General features: G+C 57.4%; 31 protein-coding genes. 17 read left to right on the top strand and 14 right to left on the bottom strand.

Annotated elements, in window-relative coordinates; all coding sequences use genetic code 11:
* The 8 genes from ACR0EZ_RS20220 to ACR0EZ_RS20185 are packed head-to-tail and all read right to left on the bottom strand — an operon-like array spanning window position 1 to window position 8,140.
* Window positions 1-1,758, bottom strand: a complete 1,758-nt coding sequence (locus ACR0EZ_RS20220; RefSeq protein WP_480616488.1) for an FAD-dependent oxidoreductase — start codon at window positions 1,756-1,758, stop codon at window positions 1-3.
* Window positions 1,759-1,787: 29 nt separating this feature from the next.
* On the bottom strand, window positions 1,788-2,369 hold the full coding sequence (locus tag ACR0EZ_RS20215; RefSeq protein ID WP_480616487.1) for a VOC family protein: 582 nt from the start codon (window positions 2,367-2,369) through the stop codon (window positions 1,788-1,790).
* Window positions 2,370-2,372: 3 nt separating this feature from the next.
* Window positions 2,373-3,440, bottom strand: a complete 1,068-nt coding sequence (locus tag ACR0EZ_RS20210) for a branched-chain amino acid ABC transporter permease (RefSeq protein ID WP_480616486.1) — start codon at window positions 3,438-3,440, stop codon at window positions 2,373-2,375.
* Window positions 3,440-4,303, bottom strand: coding sequence for a branched-chain amino acid ABC transporter permease (locus tag ACR0EZ_RS20205; protein WP_480616485.1), 864 nt, complete (start codon window positions 4,301-4,303; stop codon window positions 3,440-3,442). Before ACR0EZ_RS20205 ends, ACR0EZ_RS20210 begins: the two co-directional genes overlap by 1 nt.
* On the bottom strand, window positions 4,300-5,010 hold the full coding sequence (locus ACR0EZ_RS20200; RefSeq protein WP_480616484.1) for an ABC transporter ATP-binding protein: 711 nt from the start codon (window positions 5,008-5,010) through the stop codon (window positions 4,300-4,302). The genes ACR0EZ_RS20205 and ACR0EZ_RS20200 overlap by 4 nt, the downstream gene beginning before the upstream one ends.
* Window positions 5,010-5,729: an ABC transporter ATP-binding protein gene (locus ACR0EZ_RS20195; protein WP_480616483.1), complete on the bottom strand. Its 720-nt coding sequence runs from the start codon at window positions 5,727-5,729 to the stop codon at window positions 5,010-5,012. The genes ACR0EZ_RS20200 and ACR0EZ_RS20195 overlap by 1 nt, the downstream gene beginning before the upstream one ends.
* A 49-nt stretch (window positions 5,730-5,778) precedes the next feature.
* The gene (locus ACR0EZ_RS20190) at window positions 5,779-7,053 is read right to left on the bottom strand and encodes an ABC transporter substrate-binding protein (protein ID WP_480616482.1); all 1,275 of its coding nucleotides are present in this window, start codon (window positions 7,051-7,053) and stop codon (window positions 5,779-5,781) included.
* A 25-nt stretch (window positions 7,054-7,078) separates the two neighbouring features.
* The gene (locus ACR0EZ_RS20185; protein WP_480616481.1) at window positions 7,079-8,140 is read right to left on the bottom strand and encodes a maleylacetate reductase; all 1,062 of its coding nucleotides are present in this window, start codon (window positions 8,138-8,140) and stop codon (window positions 7,079-7,081) included.
* Between the two features lie 105 nt (window positions 8,141-8,245).
* Here ACR0EZ_RS20185 and ACR0EZ_RS20180 point away from each other — a divergent pair, with 105 nt between their 5' ends.
* Window positions 8,246-9,172: a LysR family transcriptional regulator gene (locus tag ACR0EZ_RS20180; protein WP_480616480.1), complete on the top strand. Its 927-nt coding sequence runs from the start codon at window positions 8,246-8,248 to the stop codon at window positions 9,170-9,172.
* Here the strand turns inward: ACR0EZ_RS20180 and acdA are convergent.
* From acdA to ACR0EZ_RS20165, 3 genes are all read right to left on the bottom strand, one after another.
* Entirely contained in the window at window positions 9,139-10,434 is a 1,296-nt protein-coding gene (acdA, locus tag ACR0EZ_RS20175) for a 3-sulfinopropanoyl-CoA desulfinase (RefSeq protein ID WP_480616479.1), read from the bottom strand. The two genes, ACR0EZ_RS20180 and acdA, sit on opposite strands and share 34 nt — an antisense overlap.
* A gap of 89 nt (window positions 10,435-10,523) precedes the next feature.
* Window positions 10,524-11,384 carry a LysR family transcriptional regulator gene (locus ACR0EZ_RS20170; RefSeq protein WP_480616478.1) on the bottom strand — a complete coding sequence of 287 codons (861 nt, stop codon included), beginning with the start codon at window positions 11,382-11,384 and terminating at the stop codon, window positions 10,524-10,526.
* A gap of 198 nt (window positions 11,385-11,582) precedes the next feature.
* Window positions 11,583-12,725, bottom strand: coding sequence for a zinc ABC transporter substrate-binding protein (locus ACR0EZ_RS20165; RefSeq protein ID WP_480616477.1), 1,143 nt, complete (start codon window positions 12,723-12,725; stop codon window positions 11,583-11,585).
* A gap of 56 nt (window positions 12,726-12,781) precedes the next feature.
* On the opposite strand from ACR0EZ_RS20165, the gene ACR0EZ_RS20160 reads away from it, so the two are divergent.
* The 15 genes from ACR0EZ_RS20160 to ACR0EZ_RS20090 all read left to right on the top strand — a co-directional run bounded on the left by ACR0EZ_RS20160 (window position 12,782) and on the right by ACR0EZ_RS20090 (window position 21,647).
* Complete coding sequence (locus ACR0EZ_RS20160; RefSeq protein WP_480616476.1) at window positions 12,782-13,300, top strand: transcriptional repressor; 519 nt, start codon at window positions 12,782-12,784, stop codon at window positions 13,298-13,300.
* The gene (locus ACR0EZ_RS20155; RefSeq protein ID WP_480616475.1) at window positions 13,297-14,037 is read left to right on the top strand and encodes a metal ABC transporter ATP-binding protein; all 741 of its coding nucleotides are present in this window, start codon (window positions 13,297-13,299) and stop codon (window positions 14,035-14,037) included. The genes ACR0EZ_RS20160 and ACR0EZ_RS20155 overlap by 4 nt, the downstream gene beginning before the upstream one ends.
* The gene (locus ACR0EZ_RS20150) at window positions 14,037-14,834 is read left to right on the top strand and encodes a metal ABC transporter permease (RefSeq protein WP_480616474.1); all 798 of its coding nucleotides are present in this window, start codon (window positions 14,037-14,039) and stop codon (window positions 14,832-14,834) included. The genes ACR0EZ_RS20155 and ACR0EZ_RS20150 overlap by 1 nt, the downstream gene beginning before the upstream one ends.
* 156 nt (window positions 14,835-14,990) lie before the next feature.
* Window positions 14,991-15,218: a hypothetical protein gene (locus tag ACR0EZ_RS20145; protein ID WP_480616473.1), complete on the top strand. Its 228-nt coding sequence runs from the start codon at window positions 14,991-14,993 to the stop codon at window positions 15,216-15,218.
* Between the two features lie 968 nt (window positions 15,219-16,186).
* A complete protein-coding gene (locus ACR0EZ_RS20140) occupies window positions 16,187-17,350 on the top strand; it encodes a tyrosine-type recombinase/integrase (RefSeq protein ID WP_480616472.1) in 1,164 nt (387 codons plus the stop codon).
* Between the two features lie 29 nt (window positions 17,351-17,379).
* The gene (locus tag ACR0EZ_RS20135) at window positions 17,380-18,042 is read left to right on the top strand and encodes a hypothetical protein (protein WP_480616471.1); all 663 of its coding nucleotides are present in this window, start codon (window positions 17,380-17,382) and stop codon (window positions 18,040-18,042) included.
* Window positions 18,043-18,122: 80 nt separating this feature from the next.
* Window positions 18,123-18,296, top strand: coding sequence for a helix-turn-helix transcriptional regulator (locus tag ACR0EZ_RS20130; RefSeq protein WP_480616470.1), 174 nt, complete (start codon window positions 18,123-18,125; stop codon window positions 18,294-18,296).
* A 102-nt stretch (window positions 18,297-18,398) separates the two neighbouring features.
* The gene (locus tag ACR0EZ_RS20125; protein WP_480616469.1) at window positions 18,399-18,776 is read left to right on the top strand and encodes a hypothetical protein; all 378 of its coding nucleotides are present in this window, start codon (window positions 18,399-18,401) and stop codon (window positions 18,774-18,776) included.
* A gap of 100 nt (window positions 18,777-18,876) precedes the next feature.
* Window positions 18,877-19,083 (top strand): transcriptional coactivator p15/PC4 family protein, encoded by a 207-nt coding sequence (locus tag ACR0EZ_RS20120; RefSeq protein ID WP_480616468.1) that lies wholly within the window; start codon window positions 18,877-18,879, stop codon window positions 19,081-19,083.
* Window positions 19,084-19,611 carry a hypothetical protein gene (locus ACR0EZ_RS20115; protein ID WP_480616467.1) on the top strand — a complete coding sequence of 176 codons (528 nt, stop codon included), beginning with the start codon at window positions 19,084-19,086 and terminating at the stop codon, window positions 19,609-19,611. It begins immediately after the preceding gene.
* Window positions 19,608-20,204 carry a DUF5681 domain-containing protein gene (locus ACR0EZ_RS20110; protein ID WP_480616466.1) on the top strand — a complete coding sequence of 199 codons (597 nt, stop codon included), beginning with the start codon at window positions 19,608-19,610 and terminating at the stop codon, window positions 20,202-20,204. The genes ACR0EZ_RS20115 and ACR0EZ_RS20110 overlap by 4 nt, the downstream gene beginning before the upstream one ends.
* A gap of 13 nt (window positions 20,205-20,217) precedes the next feature.
* Window positions 20,218-20,532, top strand: a complete 315-nt coding sequence (locus ACR0EZ_RS20105; RefSeq protein ID WP_480616465.1) for a hypothetical protein — start codon at window positions 20,218-20,220, stop codon at window positions 20,530-20,532.
* Window positions 20,519-20,755: a hypothetical protein gene (locus tag ACR0EZ_RS20100; RefSeq protein ID WP_480616464.1), complete on the top strand. Its 237-nt coding sequence runs from the start codon at window positions 20,519-20,521 to the stop codon at window positions 20,753-20,755. Before ACR0EZ_RS20105 ends, ACR0EZ_RS20100 begins: the two co-directional genes overlap by 14 nt.
* A gap of 14 nt (window positions 20,756-20,769) precedes the next feature.
* A complete protein-coding gene (locus ACR0EZ_RS20095) occupies window positions 20,770-21,036 on the top strand; it encodes a hypothetical protein (protein WP_480616463.1) in 267 nt (88 codons plus the stop codon).
* A complete protein-coding gene (locus ACR0EZ_RS20090; protein ID WP_480616462.1) occupies window positions 21,033-21,647 on the top strand; it encodes a hypothetical protein in 615 nt (204 codons plus the stop codon). The genes ACR0EZ_RS20095 and ACR0EZ_RS20090 overlap by 4 nt, the downstream gene beginning before the upstream one ends.
* Before the next feature lie 595 nt (window positions 21,648-22,242).
* Here the strand turns inward: ACR0EZ_RS20090 and ACR0EZ_RS20085 are convergent.
* The 3 genes from ACR0EZ_RS20085 to ACR0EZ_RS20075 all read right to left on the bottom strand — a co-directional run bounded on the left by ACR0EZ_RS20085 (window position 22,243) and on the right by ACR0EZ_RS20075 (window position 25,948).
* A complete protein-coding gene (locus ACR0EZ_RS20085; protein ID WP_480616461.1) occupies window positions 22,243-23,340 on the bottom strand; it encodes a Hint domain-containing protein in 1,098 nt (365 codons plus the stop codon).
* A 250-nt stretch (window positions 23,341-23,590) separates the two neighbouring features.
* The gene (locus tag ACR0EZ_RS20080; protein WP_480616460.1) at window positions 23,591-25,288 is read right to left on the bottom strand and encodes a caspase family protein; all 1,698 of its coding nucleotides are present in this window, start codon (window positions 25,286-25,288) and stop codon (window positions 23,591-23,593) included.
* 381 nt (window positions 25,289-25,669) lie between these two features.
* Window positions 25,670-25,948: a hypothetical protein gene (locus tag ACR0EZ_RS20075; RefSeq protein WP_480616459.1), complete on the bottom strand. Its 279-nt coding sequence runs from the start codon at window positions 25,946-25,948 to the stop codon at window positions 25,670-25,672.
* Between the two features lie 63 nt (window positions 25,949-26,011).
* Here ACR0EZ_RS20075 and ACR0EZ_RS20070 point away from each other — a divergent pair.
* Window positions 26,012-26,291 (top strand): SOS response-associated peptidase family protein (locus tag ACR0EZ_RS20070; protein WP_480616458.1); only part of this gene is annotated, 280 nt, incomplete at its 3' end.

Raw genomic sequence — 26,291 nt, 5'->3', positions numbered from 1 at the left:
TTATCGCGAAAGGATTGTGGTCAGAGCCCGCCGCAGTTCGGCTTCGGCATCCGCCGCCAAACCGGCTAAGCGCCAGGCGACGTGCTGGTCGGGGCGGACCAGCAAACAGCCGGTATCCGAAATCTCGGACGCCCGTGCCCAGTCGCCTGTGTGATCGACATATGTCTGGCGCGGGCCGATGACGTGGCAGCGAATGGGCATTCTGAGTTCCCGCGATACGGTTTCGGCCGCATCAACCCACGCTTCGCCGCCGATCCCCGTGAGGATCGTGAACGCGCCACGACCGCAAAGATCCAGCGTTGAAAACTTGTTGCCGGTGTCGTGGTCGAACACCCACACATGTGGAATACGCGCGCCCGGCCATGTTGTCGGCTGATAGTGCAGTTCGGCATCCTGATCGAAACCGGGATTGGGCTGGCCATCCGTTTCAATCGCGCCGGAGTCATAGCGCTGGTTCATTTCCACACCATGCGCGTCGAACTCATATTTCTTGAAAGCAATCGCCTCGCGGATTGCCTTGCGTTGAGCTGCTGCTTCGGGCGTTGAACCCGTGCGGGCTTCCAGATTGCTTTGCATGACCTGCGGGTCGACGCCTTCGGCCATGCCAAGCGATTCAAAGATGGGTCCAAATTCGCCGATGGACTGGTTGGCGCGGGTGACGATCTGCTTGGCGACCGGCGCGCGTTCTTCGCTGTAGCTGTCCAGCAAACTCTCTCCGGCGTGGCCTTTCAGCACGGCTGCCAGCTTCCAGGCGAGGTTGAAGCTGTCCTGGATCGACGTGTTCGACCCAAGCCCATTGGACGGCGGATGGCGGTGCGCGGCGTCGCCCATGATGAACACGCGGTCTTTCTGCATGTGGGTGGCGTACATGTTGTTGACGGTCCAGGTATTGGCGCTGATCAATTCGATCTCAAGCCCGGGGTCGCCAACCAGCTGGCGCGCGACCTGCGTGGCCATCGCCTCGTCAACTTCGGGGGCGGGCTGGTTGATGTCATAGCCCCAGACGATCAGCCATTCGTTCCACGGGCGGACCATGCGGACAAGGCCCATGCCGATGCCGCCGACATCCGCACCGGGCTGCATCACCCAATAGAGGACAGACGGTCGATGCGCGACGTATTTGCTGAGATCCGCGCGGAACAGGATGTTCATCGACCCGCCCACGCCCATCTGACCCTCGAAGGGCAAACCGGCATGTTCGGCGACCAGAGAATTTCCCCCATCCGCGCCGACCAGATATTTAGACCGGATCGTGATTTCTTCGCCTGACAGGCGATCAAGGCAGGTCGTTGTCACGCCGTCCGCGTCCTGTTCATGGCGCAAATACTCCGTGCTCATCCGCGCCTGGGTGCCACGGCGGCAGGCGGTGCCGAACAGAATGGGCTCCATGAAGGTCTGCGGCAAATCATTCATCATGGTCGGGCTGGACAGCAGATGTTCGGCCTTGGACAAGGGGTGATTGCCCCAGCTTTTCATGCGTCCGATTTCCTCACCAGACAGGCTTTCGCAGAACACGTTCTCGCCCATCAGATCCTGGTGCGCGGCGTGCATGTAAGCTTCGGCCTCGACCTCGTGACCGAGGTCGCGCAGCACCTCCATCGTGCGCTGGTTGGTGATATGCGCCCGTGGCGTATTGGCCAGCCAGCGATAGCGGTTGATGACCATGTTCTCGACGCCATAGCTGGACAGCAAAGCTGCCGTTGCCGAGCCCGCCGGTCCGGTCCCGATGATCAGAACATCCGTTGTGATGGTGGCCATAGTCTCGCTCCCTTGTTCTTTTGCGTTTCTCAGGACCGTGGGTCCCACAGGCGGCCGTCATAGTCGGTCTCATAGGCTTTGCCGTCCGGATAGCTGACCAGTTCAAGCTGCATCCCCCAAGGGGCTAGGAAATAGACCCAGGTTTCCCCGGCGCTTGGCCCGTCGGTCATGGTGGTCGGATTGCCAAGAACCTGAATGCCGTGATCGCGCAGATAGCCGACGGCGCCGTCCATATCTGTGGTGTAAAAGGCGATGTGATGCCCGCCGATATCCGAGTTGCGCGGCAGTATCGTGTCCTGATCCGGCGCGGTGTATTCGAAGATTTCGAAGTTGGCGCCATTGCCGCAGCGCACCAGCCGCATCGTCGGGATCTCGGCCTTGGCGTCCACGTTCAGATGATCCGCCATCCAGGTGCTGTCGCCGCCCGAGAACGGACCTAGCGGATAGAACACATTGCAGCCGATGACGTCCTGAAAGAAGGTAACGGCCTCATCGACACTCGGAACTGTAAAACCCACGTGGTCTGTGCCTGTCATTCCTGGTAGGGTGCTTTCGGCAAATGCGCCCGTTCCCAGCGCAGCAACCGCCGCTGTCAACGTGAGTGCTTTCATGGATCAATCCTCCTTGTTCGATTGCGCGCCAATCACCAGACGACGGCGCACAGGGAATATTTGCAGCCCGGTTTTTTCCGAGATCAGCCCCCACAGGCCGCGTGGGGCAAAAAGCATGACGGCGATCCCGATCAGCCCGAGCACCATGAGGTACCAGGAGCCGTAATCGGCCAGCAGGCTTTGCAGGATGAAGAAGATCAGCACGCCCAGGATCGGGCCTTCGATGGTGCCGATGCCTCCGATCACGACGATGAAGATCACATAGGCCGTCCAGTCGGTGACCGAGAATGCGGCATCGGGTGATATCCGCAGCTTCTGAACGTAGATCAGCGCACCGGTCAGCCCGGTTCCGGCGGCTGAGACAAGGTAGACCAGCCATTTCATCCGCACCGCATCGACGCCGACGGACTTGGCTGCCTCGACATTGTCGCGCACCGCAGCCAGTGCCAGCCCGCGTTTGGTTCTGAGCAACCAATAGATGCCTGCGATGGTCGCGATCACCAGCGCCAGAGCCAGCCAGTAGGTCAGGATATCCCGCGCTGCTGCGCCGCGAACGTCAAACGTGGTCTGGATCCATTCGGTCGCCCACATCTCGCGCGTTGCCGTGCGGGGCAAAGAGGTTCCGGTGCCGCCGCCCAGAACTTTCCACTGCGCCACCAGCAGGCGCATGACCTCGGCGATGACCCAAGTGCCGATGGCGAAATAGGCCCCTTGCAGGCGAAAGGCGAAGAAAGCGGTCGGTATGGCAACGACCAAGGCCGCGACGCCGCCCAGCAGGATCGCGGGAACCGGGTCCATGCCCCACAGGATGACGCCGCCGAACATGGCATAAGCGCCCATACCCACAAAGGCTTGCTGCCCGACGGAAACAAGCCCGCCATAACCTGCCAGCAGGTTCCAGAACTGCGCCAGAACCAGCATCGTGAAGATGAAGAACAGGTCCTGGATCAATCCCCGGCTGGCAAAGGTCGGCAGCAGGACGAACAGGATGATCAGAGCGACGCAGATGGCTCCGGCGCTGTAGGAGGCGCGGGTCTGTGTCTGAACACGGTACATTGAGGTATCAGCCATCAGTCCACCGCCCTTGGAAACAGGCCTCTGGGTTTGATCAGAAGCACGATGAGAAAGGCCAGATGACCGGTCAGGATTTGCCATTCGGGGTTGATTGCAGCGCCCAAGGTCTGCGCGACACCGATGATGATGCCGCCGATCAGCGTGCCCCAAAGGCTGCCGAGGCCACCAATAATCACGGCCTCGAATGCGTAGATCAGACGCGCGGGTCCGATATTGGGATCGAAGTTTGCGCGCATGCCCAGGTAGAGCGCCGCCAGCGTCACAACCAGCATGGCGATTGCGGTCGCCGTGGCAAAGATGCGTTCGGGGCGGATGCCCATCAACCCGGCAGTCACCGCATCATCAGAGGTTGCGCGGAACGCCCGCCCCAATTCCGTGCGATAAAACAACTGGTTCAGACCGACGATCACAAGGATTGCCGAGGCAAAGGTGAGCAGTGGCAGAACTCCGAGGTTCAGCCCACCCATCTGTACCGACGCCGTCGCGACATCACCCGCAGGCAGACGTTGGCTGTCGGCCGAGAACCCTTCGAGCAGGGCGTTCTGCAACACAACCGACAGGCCGAACGTCACCAGCAAGGGCGGCAGGATATCAGGCCCAAGCACCCGGTTCAGAACGTGCTTTTGCAACGCCCAGCCCACACCGAACATGATGGGTGCGGCGATGATCGCGGCCAGAAACGGGGACAGCCCAAGCAGCGAGACCAGCAGCAGTATCAGGTAAGTGGCAAAGACGATCAGGTCGCCATGCGCCAGATTGACCAGCCGCATGATCCCGAACACAAGGCTCAGCCCTGCGGCGAACAGCGCATAAAGCCCGCCCAGAAGAATGCCCTGAATGATGGTGTCGATCCAGATCATGCGGCGGCTCCTCCGAAATAGGCATCGTGAATGGCTTCGCGGCTGAGCGTGTCTGCGGTGCCCTCCAACGTGACGCGGCCTTCCATCATGCAATAGACGCGGTCGGCCACCTTGAGCGCCTGACCGGTATCCTGTTCCACCACGATCAGGCTGGCCCCGGCCTTTTGAATGCGAGGCACTGCGTCGTAGATGTCCTTGATGACCACCGGGGCCAGTCCAAGACAGATTTCGTCACACAGCAGCACGCGCGGGTTGCTCATCAGGGCGCGGCCGATGGCCACCATCTGCTGCTGCCCGCCGGACAGGGCGGTGCCCGGATGGTTTCGGCGTTCTTTCAGGATTGGGAACAGGTCGTAGATTGCTTGCAAAGACCAATGGCCTGACACCTTGCGCCCATAGGTGCCGATCAGCAGGTTTTCCTCGACACTGAGCGAGGGGAACAGCTTGCGGCCTTCCGGCACCATGGCGACACCGCGTGACATGATCTCGTCCGCGGGCAGGTCTCCGATGGGCTGACCGTCGAAACGAACCTGATCCGAACCGTTGGTCAGGACCCCCGAGATAGACCGCATCAGGGTGGATTTCCCCGCCCCGTTCGCACCGATGATGGCAACCGTCTCGCCCTGTTCCAGACGGATATCCACACCAAACAGGGCTTGGAAATCTCCGTAATGGGCGGTCAGTGAATGGGTCTCCAGCAGGCTCATCAGACTTCGATCCCCAGATAGATTTCCTTGACTTCCCGGCTGTTCATGATCTCGTCCGGGTCGCCGAGGCCGATCACCTTGCCGAAATCCAGAACCAGCAGCCGTTCGACGACCGAGGTGAGCGCATGCAGGACGTGCTCGATCCAGATGATCGTGACGCCGCTGCTATGCAGCCCCTTGATCGTGTTGATCAGGGCAGTGCATTCCGCGTCAGTCAGGCCGCCTGCGATTTCATCCAGAAGCAGCAGCTTAGGGTTGGTTGCCATGGCGCGCGCCAGTTCCAGCCGTTTGCGTTGCAGCAACCGCAACCCACCGGCCGGGTCATTGGCCACATCCATCAATTCCGTTTGCGCAAGGATACGGGCGCAAGCCTGTTCGACCTCATGTTCGGATTTGTTCTGCCCATGCGTCGCGGCCACCAGCAGGTTTTCGAACACCGTCAGATGATCGAAGGGCTGAGGGATCTGGAACGAGCGCCCGATCCCCGACAAGCATCGCTGCATCGGCGGCACGCGGGTCACGTCCTGGCCGTCGAAATGAACCGATCCGGTGTCAGAGGTCAGGTTGCCCGTTATCAGGTTGAACAACGTCGACTTCCCGGCACCATTGGGGCCGATGATCCCCAGCGCTTGTCCCTGTTCGACGTCAAAGCTGACATCGTCCGTAACGGTCAGCGCGCCGAAGCTTTTCGAGACGTTTTTGAGCGAAAGAATGGTCATACCGGTGTTCCTGCCCCGGAAGCCCTCCGGGGCGCTGGTTTCGTTGCGATCACGAGATTTCTTCCATCACGCCCGCTGTCGGAATCTCGGGTGCAGAAGAGTTGTCGACGATCACGAGGTCATAGCTGCCATTGTCCAAAAGCCTCCACTGACCGCCGACCAACGGCGTTTTTGCAACGTTTTGCGCGGCGAAGGGCGGCAGGCCCGCCCCGTCAAAGGCGATGCGGCCAACGATCGAATCCAACTGCGTGGCGGCAATGGCCTCGGCCACGGCGTCCCCGTCGCCCGCATCATCGACACGGCCCATGACATTGGCGGCCATTTCAAACAGCGCGTGGACAAAACCGATGGGTTGGGTCCACTGGCGGCTGGTGGCGGCCATATAACCTTGCGCCAGTTCAGCGGAACTCGCGCCCGTCAGCGAGGATGAAAACGGATGTGTCGGTGACCACCAGACCTCGGAACTCAGGTTGTTGCCGGCGTTGCCCAGGGCCTCGACCGCTTGCGGGAACAGGATGGCCTTGCCGATGCTTGCGGCCTTTGGCGTAAAGCCCTGCTGCTTGGTCTGGCTCCAGAACGTGGTGAAATCGGGCGGGATCGGGACGCCGGTGACGATTTCGACATTGGCCTGCCGGAACGCGTTGATCTGGGCCGAAAAATCGTCGGTCAGGTTCTGATACCGTCCGGGATCGGTCAGGGTATAGCCCAGTTCGGACAGGACCGGCGGGAAGCCTACATTGGGATCGCCCCAGGCGTTGCCGTCACCGTCATTCGGGAAAAGTCCGCCAACCTGCTTGTTGGTGTCCAACTGACCCCACATCGCGGTGAAGACCGAAATCACGTCTTCGAGCCCCCAGAAGAAATGATAGGCGTAATAGAACGGCTCCCAGCTTGCGGGATCACCGGGATTGCCCTGTTGCCCGATAAACCAAGGCTGCCAGGGGGCAACAGTCGAAATGCAGGGCATTTCTTCGGCCTCGCAGGTTGCGGCGACCGGGTTCGTCGTTTCCGGGGTCGAGGCGACCAGCATCAGGTCGACCTCATCATCCACGATCAACTCGCCTGCCACATCCGCAGCGCGGTTCGGGTTCGACTGGCTGTCCTTGACGATGACCTCGAAATTCGCGCCCGCCTCGGAGGCCGCGAAGTTATCGAGGATGTATTTGTCAGCCTCGGAAAACGCGGCCAGCGGGCCGGATTGCGGGCTGACATAGCCCAGTTTGATTTTGGCACCTTGGGCGAGTGCGGGTGTCGCCAATGCGCCCGCTGCCAGACCTAAACCGGTCGCGGCGCTGGATTTCAGCAATTTGCGTCGTGTGATCATGTGTCCCTCCCTTGACACGCGGAACTCAGGCGTTCGGGGCGTCGCCCGCCCACGCGTTTTGCAAAAGCGCCCGCAATCCATCAGCCGTGACCGGTTGCGGGTTCCAATACGGGTTCCTGAGTGCGATTTCGGCAGCGCGGTCCAGATCGACCTCGGAAAGACCCAGATCTTTCAAAGCCATCGGCGCGCCCATTTTCTGGGCGAAGTCCCAAAGGGCCGGCCCGGGGCCGGGGCCGCCCAGTATCTGCGATACCGGTGCCAGCAACTCGGGCACTCCCGGCGCGTTGTAGGCCGTGGCATGGGGCAGAATGATCGCGTGGGTTTCGGCGTGCGGCAGATTGAAGGACCCGCCCAGCGTATGACAAAGCTTGTGGTGCAGCGCCATTCCGACCAGACCCAGCACCGTGCCGCAGGCCCAGGCGCCATGTTGCGTTTCTTGCCGCGCTTTCAGATCGCCCGGATTTGCGACAACTTTGGGCAGGCCCTGGGCAAAGGCTGTCAGACCTTCAAGGGCCAGTTCGGTCGTCTGATTGGTTCGGTCTTTGGCATAAAGTGCTTCGACCGCATGGGCCATCGCGTTCAACGCGCTGTTCACGGTCATCGAAGGCGGTAATGACGCGACGAGTTCGGGATCATACAGAATGACCCGCGGCAAGACCTTTGCATCCGTCAGCGTCGTTTTGATCCCGTTTTCGGTCTGACCCAGAATCGGGGTGGCCTCGCTGCCCGCATAGGTGGTCGGGATGGCGATCTGTGGCAGTCCGGTGCGCAGGGCAATTGCCTTGCCCAACCCGACCGTCGAGCCGCCCCCGATTGCCACAACGCTGTCCGCCTGAACCGAGCGGGCGTGGTCCACTGCCTCTTCCGTCACGTCCACCGGCGTGTGCATCGTTGCCCGCGTAAAGACACCTGACGCGCGGTCGCCAATCGCAGTCGCCAGTTCCATCGCCATATCCACTTGCTGGGGCGTTGACAGAACAAGTGCCTTTTCCGACCCCAAAGCCGACAACTCGGCGCAGATATCGCTGCGCAAACCCGCACCGAACCGGACCTTTTGACCGTTAATACTGGTGATGCTGAGAGCCATTGGACGGGTTTCCTGACATGCGCGGAAGTGCGGGTTGAGGGAAACGCTAGCAGCAGACGAATGTGCTCTTGATCGAAATTTCGACGCTCAATATAACTTTAGGTTATGAAGCTTGATCCAAGACATCTCGAAATCCTCGCGGCCATTGTGGAAGCGGGTGGATTGACCGAAGGCGCTGCTTTGCTTGGGAAATCTCAGCCGAGCGTGTCCAGAAGCGTGTCACTGCTAGAGGGCAGGGTGGGAGATCTGCTGTTCCAGCCGACCCGCAGACCGCTTCAACCGACCGAGCTTGGCCTTGCGCTTGCTCAGGAAGGCCAAAAAATTCTGGATGCAGGCCGCAATGCCAGCCGTCTGGTGGACGAATACCGACAGGGCGTCGCAGGTGCGGTTCGCGTCGCGGGAACACCGATTTTCATGGACGGCGTTATCTCAAGCGTGATTGCAGAGTTTCAGGCCGAGCATCCCAATATTCGGATTGATCAGTCTTATGGGTACCCGGCGGAACTGTTATCGAAGGTTTTGAACGAAGCTTTGGATGTGGCGATTCTTCCCATCCGTCCGGCCGACGTGTCCGAAGAATACGAGTTCCGCCAGATCCTTCCGGGGCGAAATGTGATTGCCTGCCGCGTCGGGCACCCCTTGGCGCGCAAGAAAGAGGTGAAGCTTGAGGATATCACCGATTACCCCTGGATTGCGCCACCGGCAAACAGCCCGCTGTTCCGCGACCTGAGAAATACTTTGGACGGCATCGGTATGCGCGAGCTTAAAATCAGTTTCACAGGCGGTTCGCTGAGCGCGGTTGTAAACGTGATGACCGGTTCGGATTCGCTGACCGTCCTACCATTCTCTGTTGTTTTCATGATGCAGCGTCAAAACACGCTCACCTCACTTCCGATCAAGATCGGCGACCCGGACCGGCATCTGGGCTGCATTACACGGCGCGATCGCAGATTGTCGGCGTCGTCGAGCCGGTTTCTGAGTTTTGTCGAGCGGAAATTTCAGATGCTGGATCGATTGATTTGCAAGGCCTGAAGTTTTTCGCCACAGTCACCGTTCGCTTCGGGCTCTGAGCCTTTCGCAAGGTATCCGCCGCGCGTTTGCGGCGTTTTCATATTCAGAGCATTACCCGCCACCAGATTGCGCAACATCTGCGCGGTGCCGCCGCCGATGGTGAACATCCGTGCGTCGCGCAGCATGCGTTCGACAGGTGCGTTGCGGGAATAGCCCCGCGCGCCATGAAGTTGCAGCGCGTCATTGGTGACCTTCACGGCCATCTCGGACGCAAAGACTTTGGCCTGCGCCGCCAGCATCGGATCGGGAAAGCCGGTGCCCGTGGTCCCGGCGCTGGCCGCCGCGCGCCATATCATCAAACGCGCGGCGTCTATCTGCATCGACATATCCGCAATCATCCATTGCAGACCCTGAAACTCGGCGATCGGTCTTCCGAATTGCTCGCGCGTCTTCACGAAATCCACCGCAGCCTCGTAGGCGCCGCGCGCAATGCCAAGCGCCACCGTCGCCGCGCCCACGCGCTGCGCATTGTAGGCGTCCATCAGCCCGGCAAAGCCACGTCTAAGCCCTTGGGGCGGGGCGATCAGACGATCTGACGGCAGGCGCAGATTGTCCAGAATGACCTCGGTCTCGGGGTTGCCGCGCAGGCCCAGCGTGGGTTCGCGCGCGCCGATCTCCAGACCGTCCTCGCCCAGATATGCCATGAAACCGCCGATGCCCTTGAAGTCACCGCCGTCAATGACGCGGGCAAAGATCAGGTGCAGCTTGGATACGCCGCCGCCTGTTATCCAGTGTTTCTTGCCGTTCAGCACCCAATCGTCGCCATCACGTATAGCGGTCGAAGTCATCTGGGTTGCGGCGCTTCCCGCGTCAGGCTCACTGATACAGATCGCCGGTTTATCCCCGGCCAGAACATGCGCCGCCGCGCTTTGCTTTTGCTCTTGTGTTCCGTAGGCAATGATCGCGCCGATTGCGCCCATATTTCCTTCGACCGCAATCCGGCCGGACACGCCGCACCGTGCGGCTATTTCCTCGACCACCAGGGCGACATCAAAATAGCTGTGACCCGGACCGCCCAGAGATCTGGGGACGGTCATGCCCATCAGGCCCGCGTCGGTCAGGGCTTCAACGGCCTGCCAGGGATAAGTCTCGGACCGGTCGGTTTCGGCGGCCAGCGGGCCGCAGACGGTTTCAGCCACCTGCCGCGCCTTGGCCTGAAGCGCGCGTTGCTGGTCGGATAAGTCAAAAGAAGGGCTGCTGGGGTGTATCGCGTGATGAAGCATGGTGCGCTCGCCTTGTTGTTAAGGACAGGTTAGCACCACCAATAAAGTTTACGTTAATTGCGATTTCTTGTTTCTTTCATGAGTTTTTCTTATGAAGATTGCAGCGCCGCGATAAAGGTATCGATTACAAGATCCGCGCGGCCCTCGGAATTCGTGAACGCCCCGATCTCGCGCGAGAATGGCGGATCACCGAAAGGCAGTGTGCGCAGGCGTTCCGAAAAGGGTTGCCGTCCTTTGCAGATCGGAACGATTGAGACGCCGAGCCCCTCGCTCACCAGGTTCGAGATGGCATCCAGCGAGTCGATTTCCATCGCACTTTTCACCTCGATACCCTGGGTACTCAGTTCTTCTTCAATGCCTTGCCCTGCCCAGGTCTTGCGGTTGAACCAGATGAACGGATGATCACGCAACAAATCCTGCCATCTGTCGCCTTTGGCATGTGCGGGCGCAACGACGACGAAGGGCTCGACCGCGATGCTGTGCCAGTCCAGCCCCGGGATCGGGTTCACCGGTTTTGTACAGATGGCAACGTCCACCTGCCCATCTGCGAGCCCTTGTGCCAATGCTGATGAACTTCCGTTTTTGACCTCAACCTGCAGGGTCGGATATGCCGCCTGCAGAGGTTTCAGGCCCATCGGCAGGAAACTGGCAATCGCCGTCGGGACAGCGCCGATCGCCAGTCTGGATCGCACTATCTCACCGCGCGCGATGCGGGGTGAGGCGTCGAAAAGCGCCAGTGTTCTTTGCGCATGTTCCGCCAAGGCCCGCCCGCGCGCCGTCGGCACCGGGGGGCGCTTGATCCGGTCGAACAGCTGAACACCCAGTTCATCTTCCATCGCCTTGATCTGAAGGCTGACGGCAGAGGGCGACAGCCCAATGACGTCACCCGCCCCGGCAAAGGATTTCTGATCAATAACCGCCAGAAGCGTCCTGAGCTGATTGATGTTCATGGGAAGGATTTGATCACAGCTGCGCAGGAAACGCTAGCAGGCTGGGTGACTGCCGACAGGTGCAAGCATGCACGCGGATTGCCATCACAGCATCGTTGCTTCCAGTTCTGTCACCGTTGCTGACGGAAAGCCTGTATTATCCGGACAAATAAGACGGCTGACCCAAGGCCGATTGGGCAAGGGTCAGCCGGGTTGCAATCAAAGGCATTCGGCCAGTGTTTTGGCCATGTTGCGGATGACCTGCGGATAAAGGTCCGCGCCGGGCTCCAGATCGGCGCCCAGGGGATCGATTACGCCCGTCTTGGCATCTGTCCCATCCATCACGGTGTCGATGAGGCCTGCATTGAACTGCGGTTCCGCCAGAACGCAATCAACGCCTTCGTCGCGAATGCGCCCCTGAATTTCGGCGATCCGGGCCGGGCTGGGGTCAGAGGCGTCGCTCAGGGAAATTGCACCCGACGCCGGAAACCCGAACGCATCCTCGAAATACTGATACGCATCGTGGAAGACGATGAAGCTGCCGCCGCGAACGGGGTCGAGCATTTCGGCCACTTCTGCGGACAGCGCATCCATTTCCTCGCGCGCTGCTGCGGCATTGGCGAAGTAAGCGCCCGCATTGTCCGGATCAGCCGAGGACAGCTGTGCCGCGATCAGGTTCAGCCAGGTGCCGGCATTGGCAGGCGACAGCCAGGCATGGGGATCATGGTCGCCGTGATCGTGCCCGGCGTGGTCATCATGGTCCGCGTGGTCATCATGGTCTTCGCCTTCGGCATGATCATCATGCGCGTGTTCGTCGTCGTGCCCGTGATCGTCGTGGCCTTTTTCCTCCGCATGATCTTCGTGATCGTGCTCGTCATCATGCTCATGCTCATGCTCATGCTCGTCATGCTTGGCATGATCTTCATCATGATCGTGATCATCGTGACCGTGTTCATCGGCATGGTCCTCATGACCGTCCTCATTGCCATGATCATGCGCCTCGAACAGCGCGCCTTCGCGGAACTCCAGCAGGACGGTGCCATCGGAATCCAGCAGGGTGGTGACAGTCGCGCCATCGGCGAGGGTTTCAATCGCGCCCTCCATCCAGGGGGTCAGATTCTCGCCCAGCCAGAACACCAGATCGGCGTCCTGCAGCGCCGCAGCCTCGGACGGGCGCAGGTTGTATTCATGCGGCGAAGCGCCGGGCTGGACAATCAGCTTCGGGGTGCCGACACCCTCCATCACGCGCGCGACCAGCGAATGCACCGGCGCGATATCAACCGCCACGTTCGGGGCATCCGCCATCGCAGTGCCCCCCATCAAAACCGCCATGACCGAAACCGGCAGAAGCTTTCTGGACATCAGACCCTCTGTGTGATTGTATAACATTCCAAGCCACATACATGATATGTAATAATATGACAAGTGAGACGCGCCCCGCTCTGGCCGATGATGAGGCCCTGATCGGGTTCCAGAAACACGACCATGACACATGTGTCGGCACCGCCCTTGCCACAGCCGAGGCCCGCTGCCGCGAGGAAGGGCTGCGCCTGACCCCGGTCCGGCGCAAGGTGCTGGAACTGTTGCTGCAGGAACACCGCGCGCTGGGCGCCTATGCGATCCTTGATCGCCTGCGGGACGAAGGCTTCGGCTCGCAGCCGCCGGTGGCTTACCGGGCGCTCGATTTTCTGGTCGAGAACGGATTCGTGCACAAGATCGAACGTCTGAACGCCTTTGTCGCCTGTGCGCATCCCGGCGCGTCGCATTCGCCGGCCTTCATGATCTGCCGCAAATGCGATGCGGTGGCCGAGGCGCAATCGGCCCCGGCCAAAGGCGCGCTGGGGGCCGCAGCCCGCGCCGTTGGCTTCGAGATCGAGCGGACGGTGGTCGAGGCCGAGGGCATCTGCCCCGCCTGCACCGGGAAACCCGCGAAATGACCCTGATCAACGTCGAGAACCTGACGGTGCGCTATGGCGAGAACACCGTGTTGCGCCATGTGGACATGGCGGTTGAACCGGGTGAGATCGTGACGATTGTCGGCCCCAACGGCTCGGGCAAGACCAGCCTGCTGCGGGCAATCATCGGCGCGACGCAGCCCTCTGCCGGGCGCGTCGTGCTGAAACCGGGGCTGAAGATCGGCTATGTGCCGCAAAAGCTGCATATCGATCCGACCCTGCCGATGACCGTCGAAAGGTTCATGCGGCTGACCCATCCGGTGACGCGCAAGGCCTGCGCGGATGCGCTTGAGGCCGCAGGCGCATCCGATCTCATGAAACGCCAGATGTCGCAACTGTCCGGCGGGCAGTTTCAGCGCGTTCTGCTGGCCCGGGCGCTGATCAACCGGCCCGACATCCTGTTGCTGGACGAGGCGACGCAGGGGCTGGACCAGCCGGGCTCAGCCGCGTTCTACCAACAGATCGAGACCGTGCGGCAAGACACCGGCTGCGCCATCATCATGATCAGCCACGAATTGCATGTGGTCATGAGCGCCTCGGACCGGGTCATCTGTCTGAATGGCCATGTCTGCTGCGAAGGCTCGCCCGCCGTGGTCGCCTCGGCCCCGGAATACCGGGCCCTGTTCGGGACCGGGACGGGCGGTGCGCTGGCCCTGTATCGCCATGACCACGATCACCATCACGACCACGGGTCGAACGCGCAGGAAGCAGCAGAATAATGCTTGATGATTTTATGACGCGGGCGACGCTCGCCGGTGTTGGCGTGGCATTTGCGGCGGCTCCGCTAGGGTGTTTCGTGGTCTGGCGGCGGATGGCCTATTTCGGGGATGCAACGGCGCATGCGGCGATTTTGGGGGTGGCTTTGTCGCTGACCTTTCAGATGTCGATTTTTCCCGGCGCGCTGGCCGTTGCGCTTGTCATGGCGCTGACCGTGACGCTGCTGGCGGGCCGTGGCTATGCGATGGACACGCTGCTTGGGGTTCTGGCCCATTCCGCGCTGGCTTTTGGTCTGGTCGCGGTATCGTTCCTGTCCGGTGTGCGCATCGATCTGATGGCCTATCTGTTTGGTGACATTCTGGCCGTATCCCGCACCGATCTGGCGATCATCTGGGGCGGTGCGGCGCTGGTCGTCGGCCTGATTGCGTGGCGCTGGTCGCATCTGCTGACGGCCACCCTGAACGAGGAACTGGCCTATGCCAGCGGCTTTGACCCAAGGCGCGAGCAGTTGATCCTGACCCTGTCGCTGGCCGTGACGGTTGCCGTTGCCATCAAAGTGGTCGGCGTGCTTCTGATCGCGGCGATGCTGATTATCCCGGCGGCCGCCGCGCGCAGCCTGGCGCGATCCCCGGAATCGATGGCGTTGATTGCGGCGGCCATCGGCGCGGTCTCGGCCGTGGCCGGGTTGCGGGCGGCTTATGTGTTCGACACGCCGGCGGGGCCATCCATCGTTTGTGTGGCGGCCATTCTGTTTGCCTGTTTCAGCATGTTGGGCTGGGGCGGTCGGCGCCGGACGTGATCGCCACATCAGCGCGCAGGCGATTGCTTATGGCTATCCTGCGCAGATGTCGGGGGCACCGGAACGGTCACGCGTCGTTCAAAGCACGGTTTCAGTGGAAAATCCGCGAAATACGATGCACCCTGCGTAGTGTGCATTCAGGCAGGAGGACCCGACATGCCCCGGTACAACGACATGTTTGAGCTGTCGGTCGAAGATATGGACCTTATCGAACAGGCGCTGCGTCAGGCCATGACCGTCTATGCGGTTGAAACGGCGGGCGAGACCGAAGACAGCCAGCGCGAGCGGGAAGACACCGTTCGCCGAATGCACGACCTTTTGGGTCGGCTTCACGATCAGAAGATTTTCTATCGTCCCAAAAGCGGGGTTTATGTCGGCGGCTGACCGTGAATTACGGTTGAGCGCTTGGGAATCTGTGGCAGTTCCGAAGGAGAGGTTTCTGCAAGGTTGGCTCAGCGCCGCCTGGCCTGTCGCGGTTCTTGGCGTGACGGGAACTCCCCCCAAACGATTCGACAGCAATCTCGGGACATACCGCAACCAAGGGGTGGAACAGCGGGAGCGACAGAAACGGCCGACAGGTGAAGAACAGGCACAGAACCCGGCACCCAAAAAGGCTGAATCAACTTAGCGGATCGGTTGGAGATGTATTCGTGGGGCGGCACGCTGCACTCATAACCCCCTCAAAAACCAGTTGATAAACCAGTACGTGCTAAAATCAGAACGCGCCGCCCACATTCGCAAAGTGGCATTGTGGCGAAAATGTGTCCACAACTCATTGTGAAACTCACCGTTTCCACAGCGGAAACCCTGCGTTTCGCAACTTGGCCGCGAATTAAGGGAAACCCCCAATTTCGCGAAAATGTAGCAGCGGGTAACTTTGAGTTAACGGACCACTTGACCCAATCCGTAACACCCCCTCCGAATGAGGGGCTGGCCAAAACCCCCTCGTCCAGCCCCTCACACCACCCATCACTTTCATCCATTTGCGACAGGCGGTTTTAGATTGTCCCGAACCGCATTGCATAAGTCCACCCTGTTCGCCGACTTACGTACATTCGCTAATTCTGGGGAGGTGCCGCAGACCCTAAGTCGAGTTTTTCGCCATGCAGGCACGGCAAAAGCCGTCGCGCTGGCGCAATGTGCTGCCCAGGGGCAAGTATCTGCATTTATTTAGAAAATCATGGTGCTGCTGGAGAGAACTGAACTACTATATCTTGGTGTTTCAGCACGTTCCAGTTTTTCCAGATTTTTGGCTAAGCCATTATAAAACATGTCCCAAGGTGTTCCATCATGCCCCAGCATATACTATATGTTGAAGGGGGATTGGAAAGGGGATCAGGTTGGCCCGTGCATTGAACAAGCTGACCGCTGCTGCTGCAAAGGCGCATCCGCCTGGTAAGTATTCAGATGGTGGCGGTCTGTGGCTGTACAAACGCCAGGATGGCGGCGCGCAGTGGGTTCTTCGCGTTCATGTCCACGGCAGACGGCGCGAAATGGGATTAGGTCGATTTCCTGACGTCCCACTTAAAGAGGCCAGAGAGCAGGCTGAGGTATGGAGAGCATCGGTTAGGAAAGGGCTCGACCCTATAAAAGAACGCGAACGCCAACGCCGCGAGGATGCGCTCAACATGCATTTGCTCAAAGACATAGCGTTGGACGCATTCGAAAGCCGCAAGGCGGAGCTCAAAGGCGATGGCGAGGCAGGGCGGTGGTTTTCGCCGTTGGAAAACCACGTGCTACCAAAACTGGGTAAAGTCCCTGTTTCTCAAATCGATCAGAGGGATATTCGAGACACCCTCGCGCCAATCTGGCATGACAAAGCGCATACGGCGAAGAAGGCGATTAGCAGACTTGGTATTTGCATGCGGCATGCGGCTGCACTCGGTCTGGACGTTGACTTGCAGGCGACGGAGAAGGCTAGGGCGCTTTTAGGTAAGCAACGACACAAGACAGAGAACATACCGGCTGTGCCTTGGCAGGAAGTGCCAGAATTCTATCAGAGCCTCAACAAGGGCACTGTCACTGAGTTGGCGCTCCGTCTTCTTATTCTTACGGCTGTTCGGTCACTCCCGTTGAGAAATCTGCGCATTGAACAAATCAAGGGTGACGTCTGGACGATCCCAGCGGCGAATATGAAGGGTCGAAGGGATGCCACCGCTGATTTCCGGGTGCCCTTATCCAATGAAGCTCTGGCTGTGATAGAACAAGCCAAGCCCTTTGCGAGAGATGGGTTTCTCTTTCCCAGCATTCGAAAGGGCGTGATTTCTGATGCAACGATGGGAAGATACATGGAGCGGCGTGGAATGGCTGAGCGTCCACACGGGTTCAGGTCGTCGTTCCGAGATTGGGTAGCGGAGACACAGAGTGTTCCATTTGAAGTTGCTGAAACCTGTCTGGGTCACGTCGTCGGAGGTTCCGTAGAGCGGGCGTACAAACGGACTGACTTCTTGGAACAACGACGGGCATTGATGGAGAAGTGGGCAAATACGATTTGCCGGAATAGTGGCGCTTTGTAACGCCAGATTTCGCCTCAAGGAGCGATCATTTGACTCAATCAACTGAACAATACGAAAGAGCTTTCGAGCTGGTTGATATGTTGTTCGCAACGGTTCCCGATGCGTTCGGCTGCACGGTCGATGAACTAACGAACCTCGGTTATGTGGATGCAATAATCAGCTACTACGAAGAAATCGAGACAATCATTCCGCGACAAGACGCGTTTTATCATGTTGTAAGCGACAGCGCCGCTAGGTCTCTCTATTTCAATGCCCAAAGTAATCCAGATGTCTATGACGTATTGAGAGAAATCTGTACTCGAAACCTGTTGTGTGACGCACCGCTTCCGTTTTTGCTTAGGCAATTCATTGTAAAAGAAATAAACGGAGATTTCGAACGAACTAAGAGGCGAGGGCCACCACCCTCGAAGGGTTTTGCCCTAAGAGCGTACATTTTCACAACAGCCAATTTTGTCGCCGACGCCACGGGATTACCGCTAACCAGAAACGTCGCATCAAACCTAGAATATAGCGCTTGTGATGCCATCGTAGACGTCGCACCTCGCCACGGCCTTGAATTAGAATTCACAACCGTTCGTGACTGGTGCTTGCACAAGGACTACCGGAGGATGCGAGATCAGGCCAGCAGGTTAAATGATTACGCCAAGGACCTATACCTAAGGCGCATTGGTGTATTGCGGCGTAAGGGGTAAATCGAGAAACCTCCCGTACGACAACTCACCTCCAAAACTCCATGTTCAAGGTGCACCAACCTTCAGCATGGAGCAGTAAATTGACCCTTCTTTCCTTCCAAGAGCTTCAGAAGAAACTTGGCGGTCGCAGTCGTTCAAGCGTCTACCGCGACGTAGAAGTTGGCCGTCTCCCAGAACCCATCAAGTTCGGCTCTCGCCTTTACTGGAACGAGGCCGATATCGACGCCGCAATTGAGAAACAGGTTGCCGCCTAAAAAGAAACCCCCACCCGAGGCACGGGCGGAGGCGAATTCTTTTAGGTGGTACTGAGAGAATAGCCGAAAGCCCGATGTCTTTCAACAAAAGAAGGACAATAAATGGTTACTTTCGAGCAAAACAAAACAATCAAAACTGAACTCCCCCCGTCAAACGCACTGCGCGTGTATCGCTGGGCAGACCTTCCCAATTTGACGGCCCCAGCGCTGTATCGGGTCACTGATCCGGGTCAAGAACCGCGCGAAATCTACGCATCCAAGCACAAGCGCCAAGTCCTTGAAGGGTTGATGCGGTCGCCACTCTACGCGGCCAGTTACTGCCGCCTTTCGGACCAGGTGCTGCCCCTGCGCCGAGATGACGGTGTGAACATCGAATGCAAGATGTATCGGGGCGATGCTGACACCGGACGTCAGAAGTTCGGCATCTACATTCTTGTCAGCAAAGTTGAGCTGATTGAGACCGGCGAGGTGACGGCATGAGAACCCGGGACCTGCAAGTATCTACCCTTCGTCGCAAGCACGGCCTCTCAGAAGCCGCTGCACGCATCGTCGCAGCGCTGTATTATGGGGAGGGCCGCTGATGGCCCTCATCACCCAGATCCCCAAGAACAGCCGCGAGGAGTTTCGCGTCAGCCGGGATGACTTCCAGGGACATGACCTCATCAATATCCGCGTGTTCTTCGTCTCAAAAGACGGGGAGATGCTGCCTGGCAAGCAAGGTGTGGCCTTCAAAGCTGAGTTGCTGCCTGAGTTCATAGACGCCCTCAGCAAGGCGGAGGCTGCTTAGATGGGGCGCGACAGGCGAAACGAGAAACGCGGCGAACACTTCACAAAGCTTGTCCGCAACATGATGGAGGAGCCCGCTTGGCGGGCCCTCTCATCTACCGCGCAGGCCCTGTATCCGTGGCTCAAGCTGGAATGGAAAGGCCCGGACAGCAACAACAACGGCCGGATCAGCATGAGTGTCCGGCAGGCCGCAGAGTGCCTTGGTGTGACCCGCAACACAACTTCGAACGCCTTCCGCGAGCTACAGGCCAAGGGCTTTATCGCAGTCACCCAACCACCCAAACTGGGCGATAGTGGAGTGGCGTCTTCACCGCTGTTCGAGCTGACAGAGATTTCTCTGCCAACAGCGAGTGGGAACAGTGGTCGCAGATTGTACAAGCAGTGGTCCGACGGTGCGGATTTCCCGGTCGTCAAAGCCCCGACTCACAATCCCAAAGGGACCAACGGAAAAGAAAAACCCCGTCATCAAAACCGTGACGGGACCGTCGTAAAATTTGTGCCGGGAACAGCCGAGGCGGCACAAAAATGATGACGGCCCGTCCCAAAAACTGTGCCGAGAACACCCCATTTGGGCGGGTCTCCCGTCCCAATAATGATGACATCCTTAATCTACCAGGGGGTCTGGGGGAAACGGACACCTTCTGCACCAACAATCCAACAAGCGAGGCATTGGCAATGATGGATGAAACTGACCGCAAAAGCGGAACGAATACGGACGAGAGAAACCCGGACGGCACCTTTGCCTCCGGCAACCCCGGCAAGCCCCGAGGAACCCGACACAGGGTCACACGGGCGGTTGAGGAACTGTTGGAGGGCCAATCCGAGCAAATCACGCAGAAGGCGGTCGAGATGGCGCTTGAGGGCGACAGCACGGCACTGCGTCTTTGCCTGGAGCGGATAGCGCCCACCAGAAAGGACGCTCCGGTCAGTTTCGACCTCCCACCTATCAAATCCGCCGAGGACGCGTCAGAGGCCGCTCAGGCGGTGCTACAGGCCGTTTCTCAGGGTGAGGTGACGCCGCTGGAAGGCGCAACCGTCATGGGGGTGGTGGAGCAGTACAGGCGGGTATTGGAAACAACAGAACTGGAAAAACGCATTACGGCATTGGAGGCGCAGAAATGAGCATTAAAATCGGTTGCGAAAACTGGAAGCAAAATCACCGGTCACTCAGGATCATCTCATCGTGTTCTATCAGATTTACGGGATCAAAAAGGGCACCGAGGAAACCACCCATATTGTCGAGTACAAGCCAGGACCGGCAAGAATCTGTGGCCTTGGTCTTGGTCGTATTCATCCCAAAGACGGCGAAAGTAAAACCGAGTTTGAGCGGCGTGTGTATGCCATCAGGGCTGGCGGCAAGCTCATTGAAGACATGACCGAAGAAGAACGGATGGCTGCATTCGCTGCTGCAGACCTCGAAATGGAAGGAAACAACCATGACGATAAGTAAACGCATCAGCAAACTGGAACAGACCGCAAATGGGAGTTCAATCCTCTACTTCGTTGAAACGCTAGCCGTTGAAGAAGAGGAGGACCTGATTGTCCAAAGTGCCGCTTTGGCCGGGACGGTGGTAGAGCGCCAGCCCGAGGAGACCCAAGAGGATTTCAAAAAGCGGGCAAATCCAGGCGGGCGGCGACACGCGTACCTTGAGTTAGACGGCGAAAACCTTTGAGGGGAGCAGAGAAAATGAACATGAAAAGTAGAATAAACCGACTGGAAGCCCGAAAGGGCGTGAAGAAAACGGCGATAATCCAGTTGCCGACGGACATGGCTGATGAAGACGAGGTGCGCGATGCTGTTGACCGCCTGACAGCCGACATTAGCGAACCATTTGACGAGTGGATAATTCACGACCACGATGTCACAGAGCCAGTGATTGGTTGGTTCGGGGATTTGGGTACGTTGCTCGAAGACATTTCGACCCATGGAACTCGGATCGGAGTTAGTTCATGAGCTTGAAGTACAGATTAAGAAACTTGGCACGGTCAACAAATGAACTCAGGGATAAAGCCGCTCCAGATACGCCGCCTGTGGAGCGGAGAAATGGAGTGGTTGAAATCTGCGCTTTAGTAACATCGGTGTGTGCCGTTGTTGTTGCTGTATCGACCGAGTGGTCACAAAGAACCCATATGCGCAAATCTGTTCTACCATTACCCGCAATTTCTTCCACGCAGACCAAAGATGAATTCTCAATTGAACTTAGAAATGAGGGAGTTGGGCCCCTTTTTGTAAACAGTATTTCATTCTACGACAAAGAAAACACCAAGCAGGAATCAGTGATTGTTGAAAGTGAATTTCAAAACGCGGCGGGCGAAATCCTTGTGTACGACCTTGAGCCACCGACGGTCCTTCGCGTGGGAGCGAAAATCAAACTCGTAAGATTTGACGCGGACAGAGGTAACCCTGACCACCAAATATCGAACCAACTCCTTAGAACAAAATCAGATGGCCTTCGTATTGAGCTGAATTACTCAGACGTATACGACACTAGGTTTGAGCCATATGTGCATACTGTTGAGCGAAAATACGGGGCCGATATCTTTGATTTGAGGGGCTTCGATTAATGTCCCTAAATTGGGGTGCGACGCGCCAAACTCATACCCCCTCTTGGAAATCGTTAACCCCCTCGAGACGCGCCGCACTGGTTTGGTATCGGCGCAGCATGTTGGGAATGTGTCTGCACCAAGGATTTTATGCCGTAATATTCGAATAACAGCACATATTCAGCGCTTGAATGCAGAATTAAATCTGCACTTATTACGGGAATCCCCCAATTTCGGAAACATGAATCAGAGGGTAGGGTTTTATCAACGGACCACTAAACCCAATCCGTAGCACCCCCACTATATGAGGGGCTGGCCAAGACCCCCTCATCCAGCCCCTCGCATCACCATCCACTTTCCGAACATTTGTGAACCGGCGATGCACCTTCGGGCCAATTCCGCGCTGCAGGCCTCGTTAAGACTGAAGCCCGTAGCGCAACCGGCCGTCAGGTGCCCGAAGTGTCCGCGATTTCATGACAAAAAGAAGTGAGTTACTTCACAGATGGGTGGCGTCAGTTTTGTTGACTGGCAAAAAAGCGGCGGTCAGCATCAAAGACACTTGCTTTCCTTGATGGGGTCCGTCTTTCGCACGGAAATGAAGCCAGTTGTTGAAGCACTACCTATGATTTGGTGAAAGTGGTTTGTTGTTTTTGACGTGCCGCGCCACTAGTTGTTTGTTCTGCTTCCCGGATGGGGTGAAACGTGCAGATTGCGGTGCAAAATTCGGGTCGGCCAACTGAGGAAAGATGGTAAATATTTCTTCCTTAGCGGACTGGTTTAATGAATTCAGTGCTTCTGGCCCAGTGTACAAGCTCTCAGTCGGAGCGCCCTCTGCGTAAATTATCTCGTGTTGGTCGAAGAGCAGATGGAAGTACTCCACGCTATCAATTGACTCATCTATGAAAATTCCTGGCAATCCAGTTAAGTGGATAGCAGGGAGCAATACTTGCTCAACTCCGAACATTCGCTCAACTATTTTCGACTGCACCAGCATTCGGTGTTGGCGTGAGACCAGCAAATCAACCCTAGGAAGCCCATTACCCAGTGCGCCTGCCAAAATTCGCACTGGCAGAAGCTTCTGATTATTTTGCAAGTCTCGGATTTTCAGCCTGCGACGACCGATCCATCGTATTGGCTGGAATCCCCCTTCATACGTCAAAACACTATCCGCGACATTGAGATGCTCAACTAGTCTTTCGCCGCCACGGATTGCGATTCTTGTTCCAGCGGTGAAACAAGGCACCAAGCTACTTGCATCAATCGGAGGTTGCCCGAAGGATCCGGGGCCTTCTGCTGCAGAAATGACCTCAAGTGCAACTCCGCGAGGAGGAAAGCTCCCAACGAACGCGAGGCCTTCAACAGTTCCAAATGAAGGAGACGAGTTGACTACATTGACCCCCAGAACCTGATAGGTTTGACCGGTGGCATTGTCTCGGAGAACGAATTGATACTCGGCTTCGATGCGAGTCCCGTCTGAATACAAAACGCCGTCCAGTGACTGCGCGCCATTCAGCGTTTGATTGCCATCATTGTCGTCGAAATTAGTGTCACTTCCACCGTCAGAGATGTTTAGAGCGGTAAGTGATCCGGAGCCCAGAGTAATAAACTCTCCCACGAGATGAGAGCCATCTCCTTGGGTTATTCCGTCCAGACCAACGCCACCAGTTATCGCGACTTGGCTTTCCGGAAGAACGGAGACGGAGTAGTTGGCCATAAGCATCTCACCTGACTGCCCGAACCGTAACATCGCTCACAACGCACAGGAATCCCCTGTTTCGGGACAACTGCGAGGATGTGGCACTTTGGTTTGATTTCCCTGCTGTCAAGTGGTTCGATATCAGGTCTTTTCAAAGGAATCGCCGTTGGTGGTGACACAGAGTTGAAAGTTGGGTTGCTCCGTGAACCGGGACGCTTTTTCGGGACGAAGCTTCCACTCCGAGCCCAAAGCGGACCCAGTGACCACTCTATTCAATCTCGATCACGAAGGGCCTGTTGTGGTCACTCCCATCATTCCAAAAATGCGGCTCACGAGTATGTTTTGGGTTGGCATAAAAATGAGCATACCCTTGCCGACCGGCATAATTGTCGGGATTGCCTCTCGACCAATGCGTGTACGACAGCGGCTCGCCTGTGCTCCACACCCAGCCACCAGATGGTTCTTTGCTGCCGGGCAATTGATACAACCCGAATGCTGGGCCGTGAATATTTCCACTGGTGTCTTTGTGGAAATAGCGTTTGTCACTTTTGACAAGGCTATAGATGAATTGGTTTTCTTGCACGCTTCCAATAGTTGCCAGATGCCCGCCCATCTTTTCTGCAAAGCGGTTTGCTGCGTTAAAGCCCATACTCGTCTTCGCTACCAAGTACAGATGACCTTCGAAATACCCAAAGACGAATTCACGAGGTCCAAGAACTGTGAGGGCACGCTGCAACCTTTCTTCCATAGCCTCCGGCAATTCGTCTTCGGTGTAGACGCGTGCCGTGTCGCTCTGAAGCGCTTTGATAGCGGGTACGTCAGGCAGGATGCGCAGGAACGCTAAGTCGATCCGAGTACCTGGCGGCAGGCCATTAGCGACCCGAACCGTCGAGATTGCCTGGCGGGTTCTGGGGCCGAATGCACCGTCTACACTACCGACATCTTGCCCCATCATATTTAGCGCCTCTTGCACCAGCTTTCGCTGTTTCAGGGTCAACTCGGCTTCTTGCTGACCGTTCGGAAAGCTCGCTTTCAGCCATGGCTCACGGGTTCGCTTCCTGCGTTTCGCATCAGCTTCGGCTTGAAGCATATCGAGATTTCGAGTTGCCAGAGCGATCAGATAGTGATCGGAATGAGTTTCGTATTTCTTAAGAAATTTTTTCCAACCATAGATTTTGTCGCGTTGCTCTGCCTCGGCATAATCCGAGGCAAGTTCACGGTTGATCTGCGAAGCTAGCATGGCGATTTCAGCTTCCGATACCTGTCTCGTGGGATCTGGCGGCAACGGAGCCTTCAGGAACAAGTCAGATCCGGGCAGCGATCCATATGTGAACGGTTCCTGATACCCCGCAGTTGCTTCGAAAACACTATCCCGCACCTTGCGGAACATCTTTCCGACTTCCAGCCCCGGCTCTTCAAGATGTGTCAGCAACGCTGAAGCGTAAGGGCTGTTACGCCCTTCTCCGTCGAGGGCCAGCGTGCCACCTCTCGCGGAATATCCGACCAAGACGCCGCCCGGATCAATTCGGCCCAATCCTCGTCCAATGCTGCGGGTCGCGCTGGTTCTGATCATGTCCGTCAAAAAGGGATTGTTCCGACAGGCGTCAACCAGCACGATTTTCAAACCGGGAGACTGAGCAATCGAATTAACCACCGTGTCCAAGCGAATGGCTTCAAAGTCAACATCTATATCGCTGCGCAGTTCGGCATTGATCGGGATGAGATAGTTGTTTTTTTCAATCTCTATGCCATGCCCGGCATAATAAATCATGACCATGTCAGCGGTGAGGGATGCATCGGCAAAGTCACGCAGCGCGAGACGCATTTCGCGGTGATCCAGATTGCTTCCAGTCGTGACCTCGAAATCTAGCCTCTTCAATGCCGCTGCAATATCCTGTGCGTCATTGGTCGGGTTCGGCAGGTTCGCAACATGTTCGTAGTTCGAGTTCCCAATAACCAGGGCCACACGTTTCTCCTTCGCGGACGCACCGAAAGAAAGGAACATGTAAACAGCCACAACAAGCCAAAATGAGACGTTTCTGAACACAACTAATCCCAATCGAACAACCGGACACAACTGTATCACAAACTAATGTCCGCACCCAAATTCATCCGTTGAAACACCCCAGATACGACTTAGTTGGAAGTTCCTTGTTTAGGGTAGGAATTGAATATCTCGTTTGTCCGCCGAGCCGTCATCTAAACGTCTTCCAGCTATGGTCCACAGCGAGCCCTTTGTTGCTTCAACTCACCTACAGTGGTCTGACCTGCTTAATCCGTGATTTGGCTACTGAGGTCTCCGCAGGTTTGTAACGGCCTCTGGAGTACAACTTGTGGATAGACACAATCACTTCTGCTCCGGCCACGCAGGAAGCTTTTCTGGCACAGGTACATGGTGCCGCTCCAGCGATTCCTTTATGGCGGCCCAATGATCCTGAGGTCCGGGAATGTACCGGCGTGTGTGCAGCTCCTCGATAGTGATTTCCAACTGTCGCCACCACTGCAGTTTGAGCCTGAGCCCATGCGCTTTAGCCCACACGCGCAACGCGGCTTCCCAATCGTCTACCCGACGGGATTCAAGTTCATTGTGAAGGTCGAAGGGGATTCGATTGGGCCAGTTCTGCATGAGGAACAGGTAGCGAACACCGACCGCTTGTCCAAATGAAAATTCGCACCTACCGTAAGTCGCATGTGTTACCTTTACTCCAACACGATCCCCGCCGAAGCGATGCGTCAACTTTTTGATGTTGCCGTTCAACGCGACAGGCTTGGAAACGCAGAGCCCCTACCGGCGATTTACCCAAAGCATATGGCTCCAGTGGTCAGAAATGACGACGATGGGAAGCGAGAATTGTTGCCGCTCAGTTGGGGCTTTCGCACCACCAAGAAATCGAAAAAGACCGGGGCAATTATCCAGCCGAATGCCTGGAACAATGCGCGTGACGACAAAGTGCGTACGAGCGGGCTTT

This window comes from Ruegeria sp. AK4 (assembly GCF_056541025.1).
Note: the sequence above shows the minus strand (reverse complement) of the source record. Positions and strands in the feature narration are given on the sequence as shown.

Excerpts from the sequence above, each read along its gene's own strand:
- ACR0EZ_RS20090 (WP_480616462.1), top strand. The coding sequence starts at position 21,033 with ATGAGCTTGAAGTACAGATTAAGAAACTTGGCACGGTCAACAAATGAA.
- ACR0EZ_RS20200 (WP_480616484.1), bottom strand. The coding sequence starts at position 5,010 with ATGAGCCTGCTGGAGACCCATTCACTGACCGCCCATTACGGAGATTTC.
- ACR0EZ_RS20145 (WP_480616473.1), top strand. The coding sequence starts at position 14,991 with ATGCCCCGGTACAACGACATGTTTGAGCTGTCGGTCGAAGATATGGAC.
- ACR0EZ_RS20075 (WP_480616459.1), bottom strand. The coding sequence starts at position 25,948 with ATGCAGAACTGGCCCAATCGAATCCCCTTCGACCTTCACAATGAACTT.
- ACR0EZ_RS20085 (WP_480616461.1), bottom strand. The coding sequence starts at position 23,340 with ATGGCCAACTACTCCGTCTCCGTTCTTCCGGAAAGCCAAGTCGCGATA.
- ACR0EZ_RS20185 (WP_480616481.1), bottom strand. The coding sequence starts at position 8,140 with ATGGCTCTCAGCATCACCAGTATTAACGGTCAAAAGGTCCGGTTCGGT.
- ACR0EZ_RS20180 (WP_480616480.1), top strand. The coding sequence starts at position 8,246 with ATGAAGCTTGATCCAAGACATCTCGAAATCCTCGCGGCCATTGTGGAA.
- ACR0EZ_RS20205 (WP_480616485.1), bottom strand. The coding sequence starts at position 4,303 with ATGATCTGGATCGACACCATCATTCAGGGCATTCTTCTGGGCGGGCTT.
- ACR0EZ_RS20120 (WP_480616468.1), top strand. The coding sequence starts at position 18,877 with ATGGCCCTCATCACCCAGATCCCCAAGAACAGCCGCGAGGAGTTTCGC.
- ACR0EZ_RS20210 (WP_480616486.1), bottom strand. The coding sequence starts at position 3,440 with ATGGCTGATACCTCAATGTACCGTGTTCAGACACAGACCCGCGCCTCC.
- ACR0EZ_RS20220 (WP_480616488.1), bottom strand. The coding sequence starts at position 1,758 with ATGGCCACCATCACAACGGATGTTCTGATCATCGGGACCGGACCGGCG.
- ACR0EZ_RS20095 (WP_480616463.1), top strand. The coding sequence starts at position 20,770 with ATGAACATGAAAAGTAGAATAAACCGACTGGAAGCCCGAAAGGGCGTG.
- ACR0EZ_RS20190 (WP_480616482.1), bottom strand. The coding sequence starts at position 7,053 with ATGATCACACGACGCAAATTGCTGAAATCCAGCGCCGCGACCGGTTTA.
- ACR0EZ_RS20215 (WP_480616487.1), bottom strand. The coding sequence starts at position 2,369 with ATGAAAGCACTCACGTTGACAGCGGCGGTTGCTGCGCTGGGAACGGGC.
- ACR0EZ_RS20115 (WP_480616467.1), top strand. The coding sequence starts at position 19,084 with ATGGGGCGCGACAGGCGAAACGAGAAACGCGGCGAACACTTCACAAAG.
- ACR0EZ_RS20110 (WP_480616466.1), top strand. The coding sequence starts at position 19,608 with ATGATGACGGCCCGTCCCAAAAACTGTGCCGAGAACACCCCATTTGGG.
- ACR0EZ_RS20125 (WP_480616469.1), top strand. The coding sequence starts at position 18,399 with ATGGTTACTTTCGAGCAAAACAAAACAATCAAAACTGAACTCCCCCCG.
- ACR0EZ_RS20150 (WP_480616474.1), top strand. The coding sequence starts at position 14,037 with ATGCTTGATGATTTTATGACGCGGGCGACGCTCGCCGGTGTTGGCGTG.
- ACR0EZ_RS20100 (WP_480616464.1), top strand. The coding sequence starts at position 20,519 with ATGACGATAAGTAAACGCATCAGCAAACTGGAACAGACCGCAAATGGG.
- ACR0EZ_RS20155 (WP_480616475.1), top strand. The coding sequence starts at position 13,297 with ATGACCCTGATCAACGTCGAGAACCTGACGGTGCGCTATGGCGAGAAC.
- acdA (WP_480616479.1), bottom strand. The coding sequence starts at position 10,434 with ATGCTTCATCACGCGATACACCCCAGCAGCCCTTCTTTTGACTTATCC.
- ACR0EZ_RS20165 (WP_480616477.1), bottom strand. The coding sequence starts at position 12,725 with ATGTCCAGAAAGCTTCTGCCGGTTTCGGTCATGGCGGTTTTGATGGGG.
- ACR0EZ_RS20195 (WP_480616483.1), bottom strand. The coding sequence starts at position 5,729 with ATGACCATTCTTTCGCTCAAAAACGTCTCGAAAAGCTTCGGCGCGCTG.
- ACR0EZ_RS20170 (WP_480616478.1), bottom strand. The coding sequence starts at position 11,384 with ATGAACATCAATCAGCTCAGGACGCTTCTGGCGGTTATTGATCAGAAA.
- ACR0EZ_RS20160 (WP_480616476.1), top strand. The coding sequence starts at position 12,782 with ATGACAAGTGAGACGCGCCCCGCTCTGGCCGATGATGAGGCCCTGATC.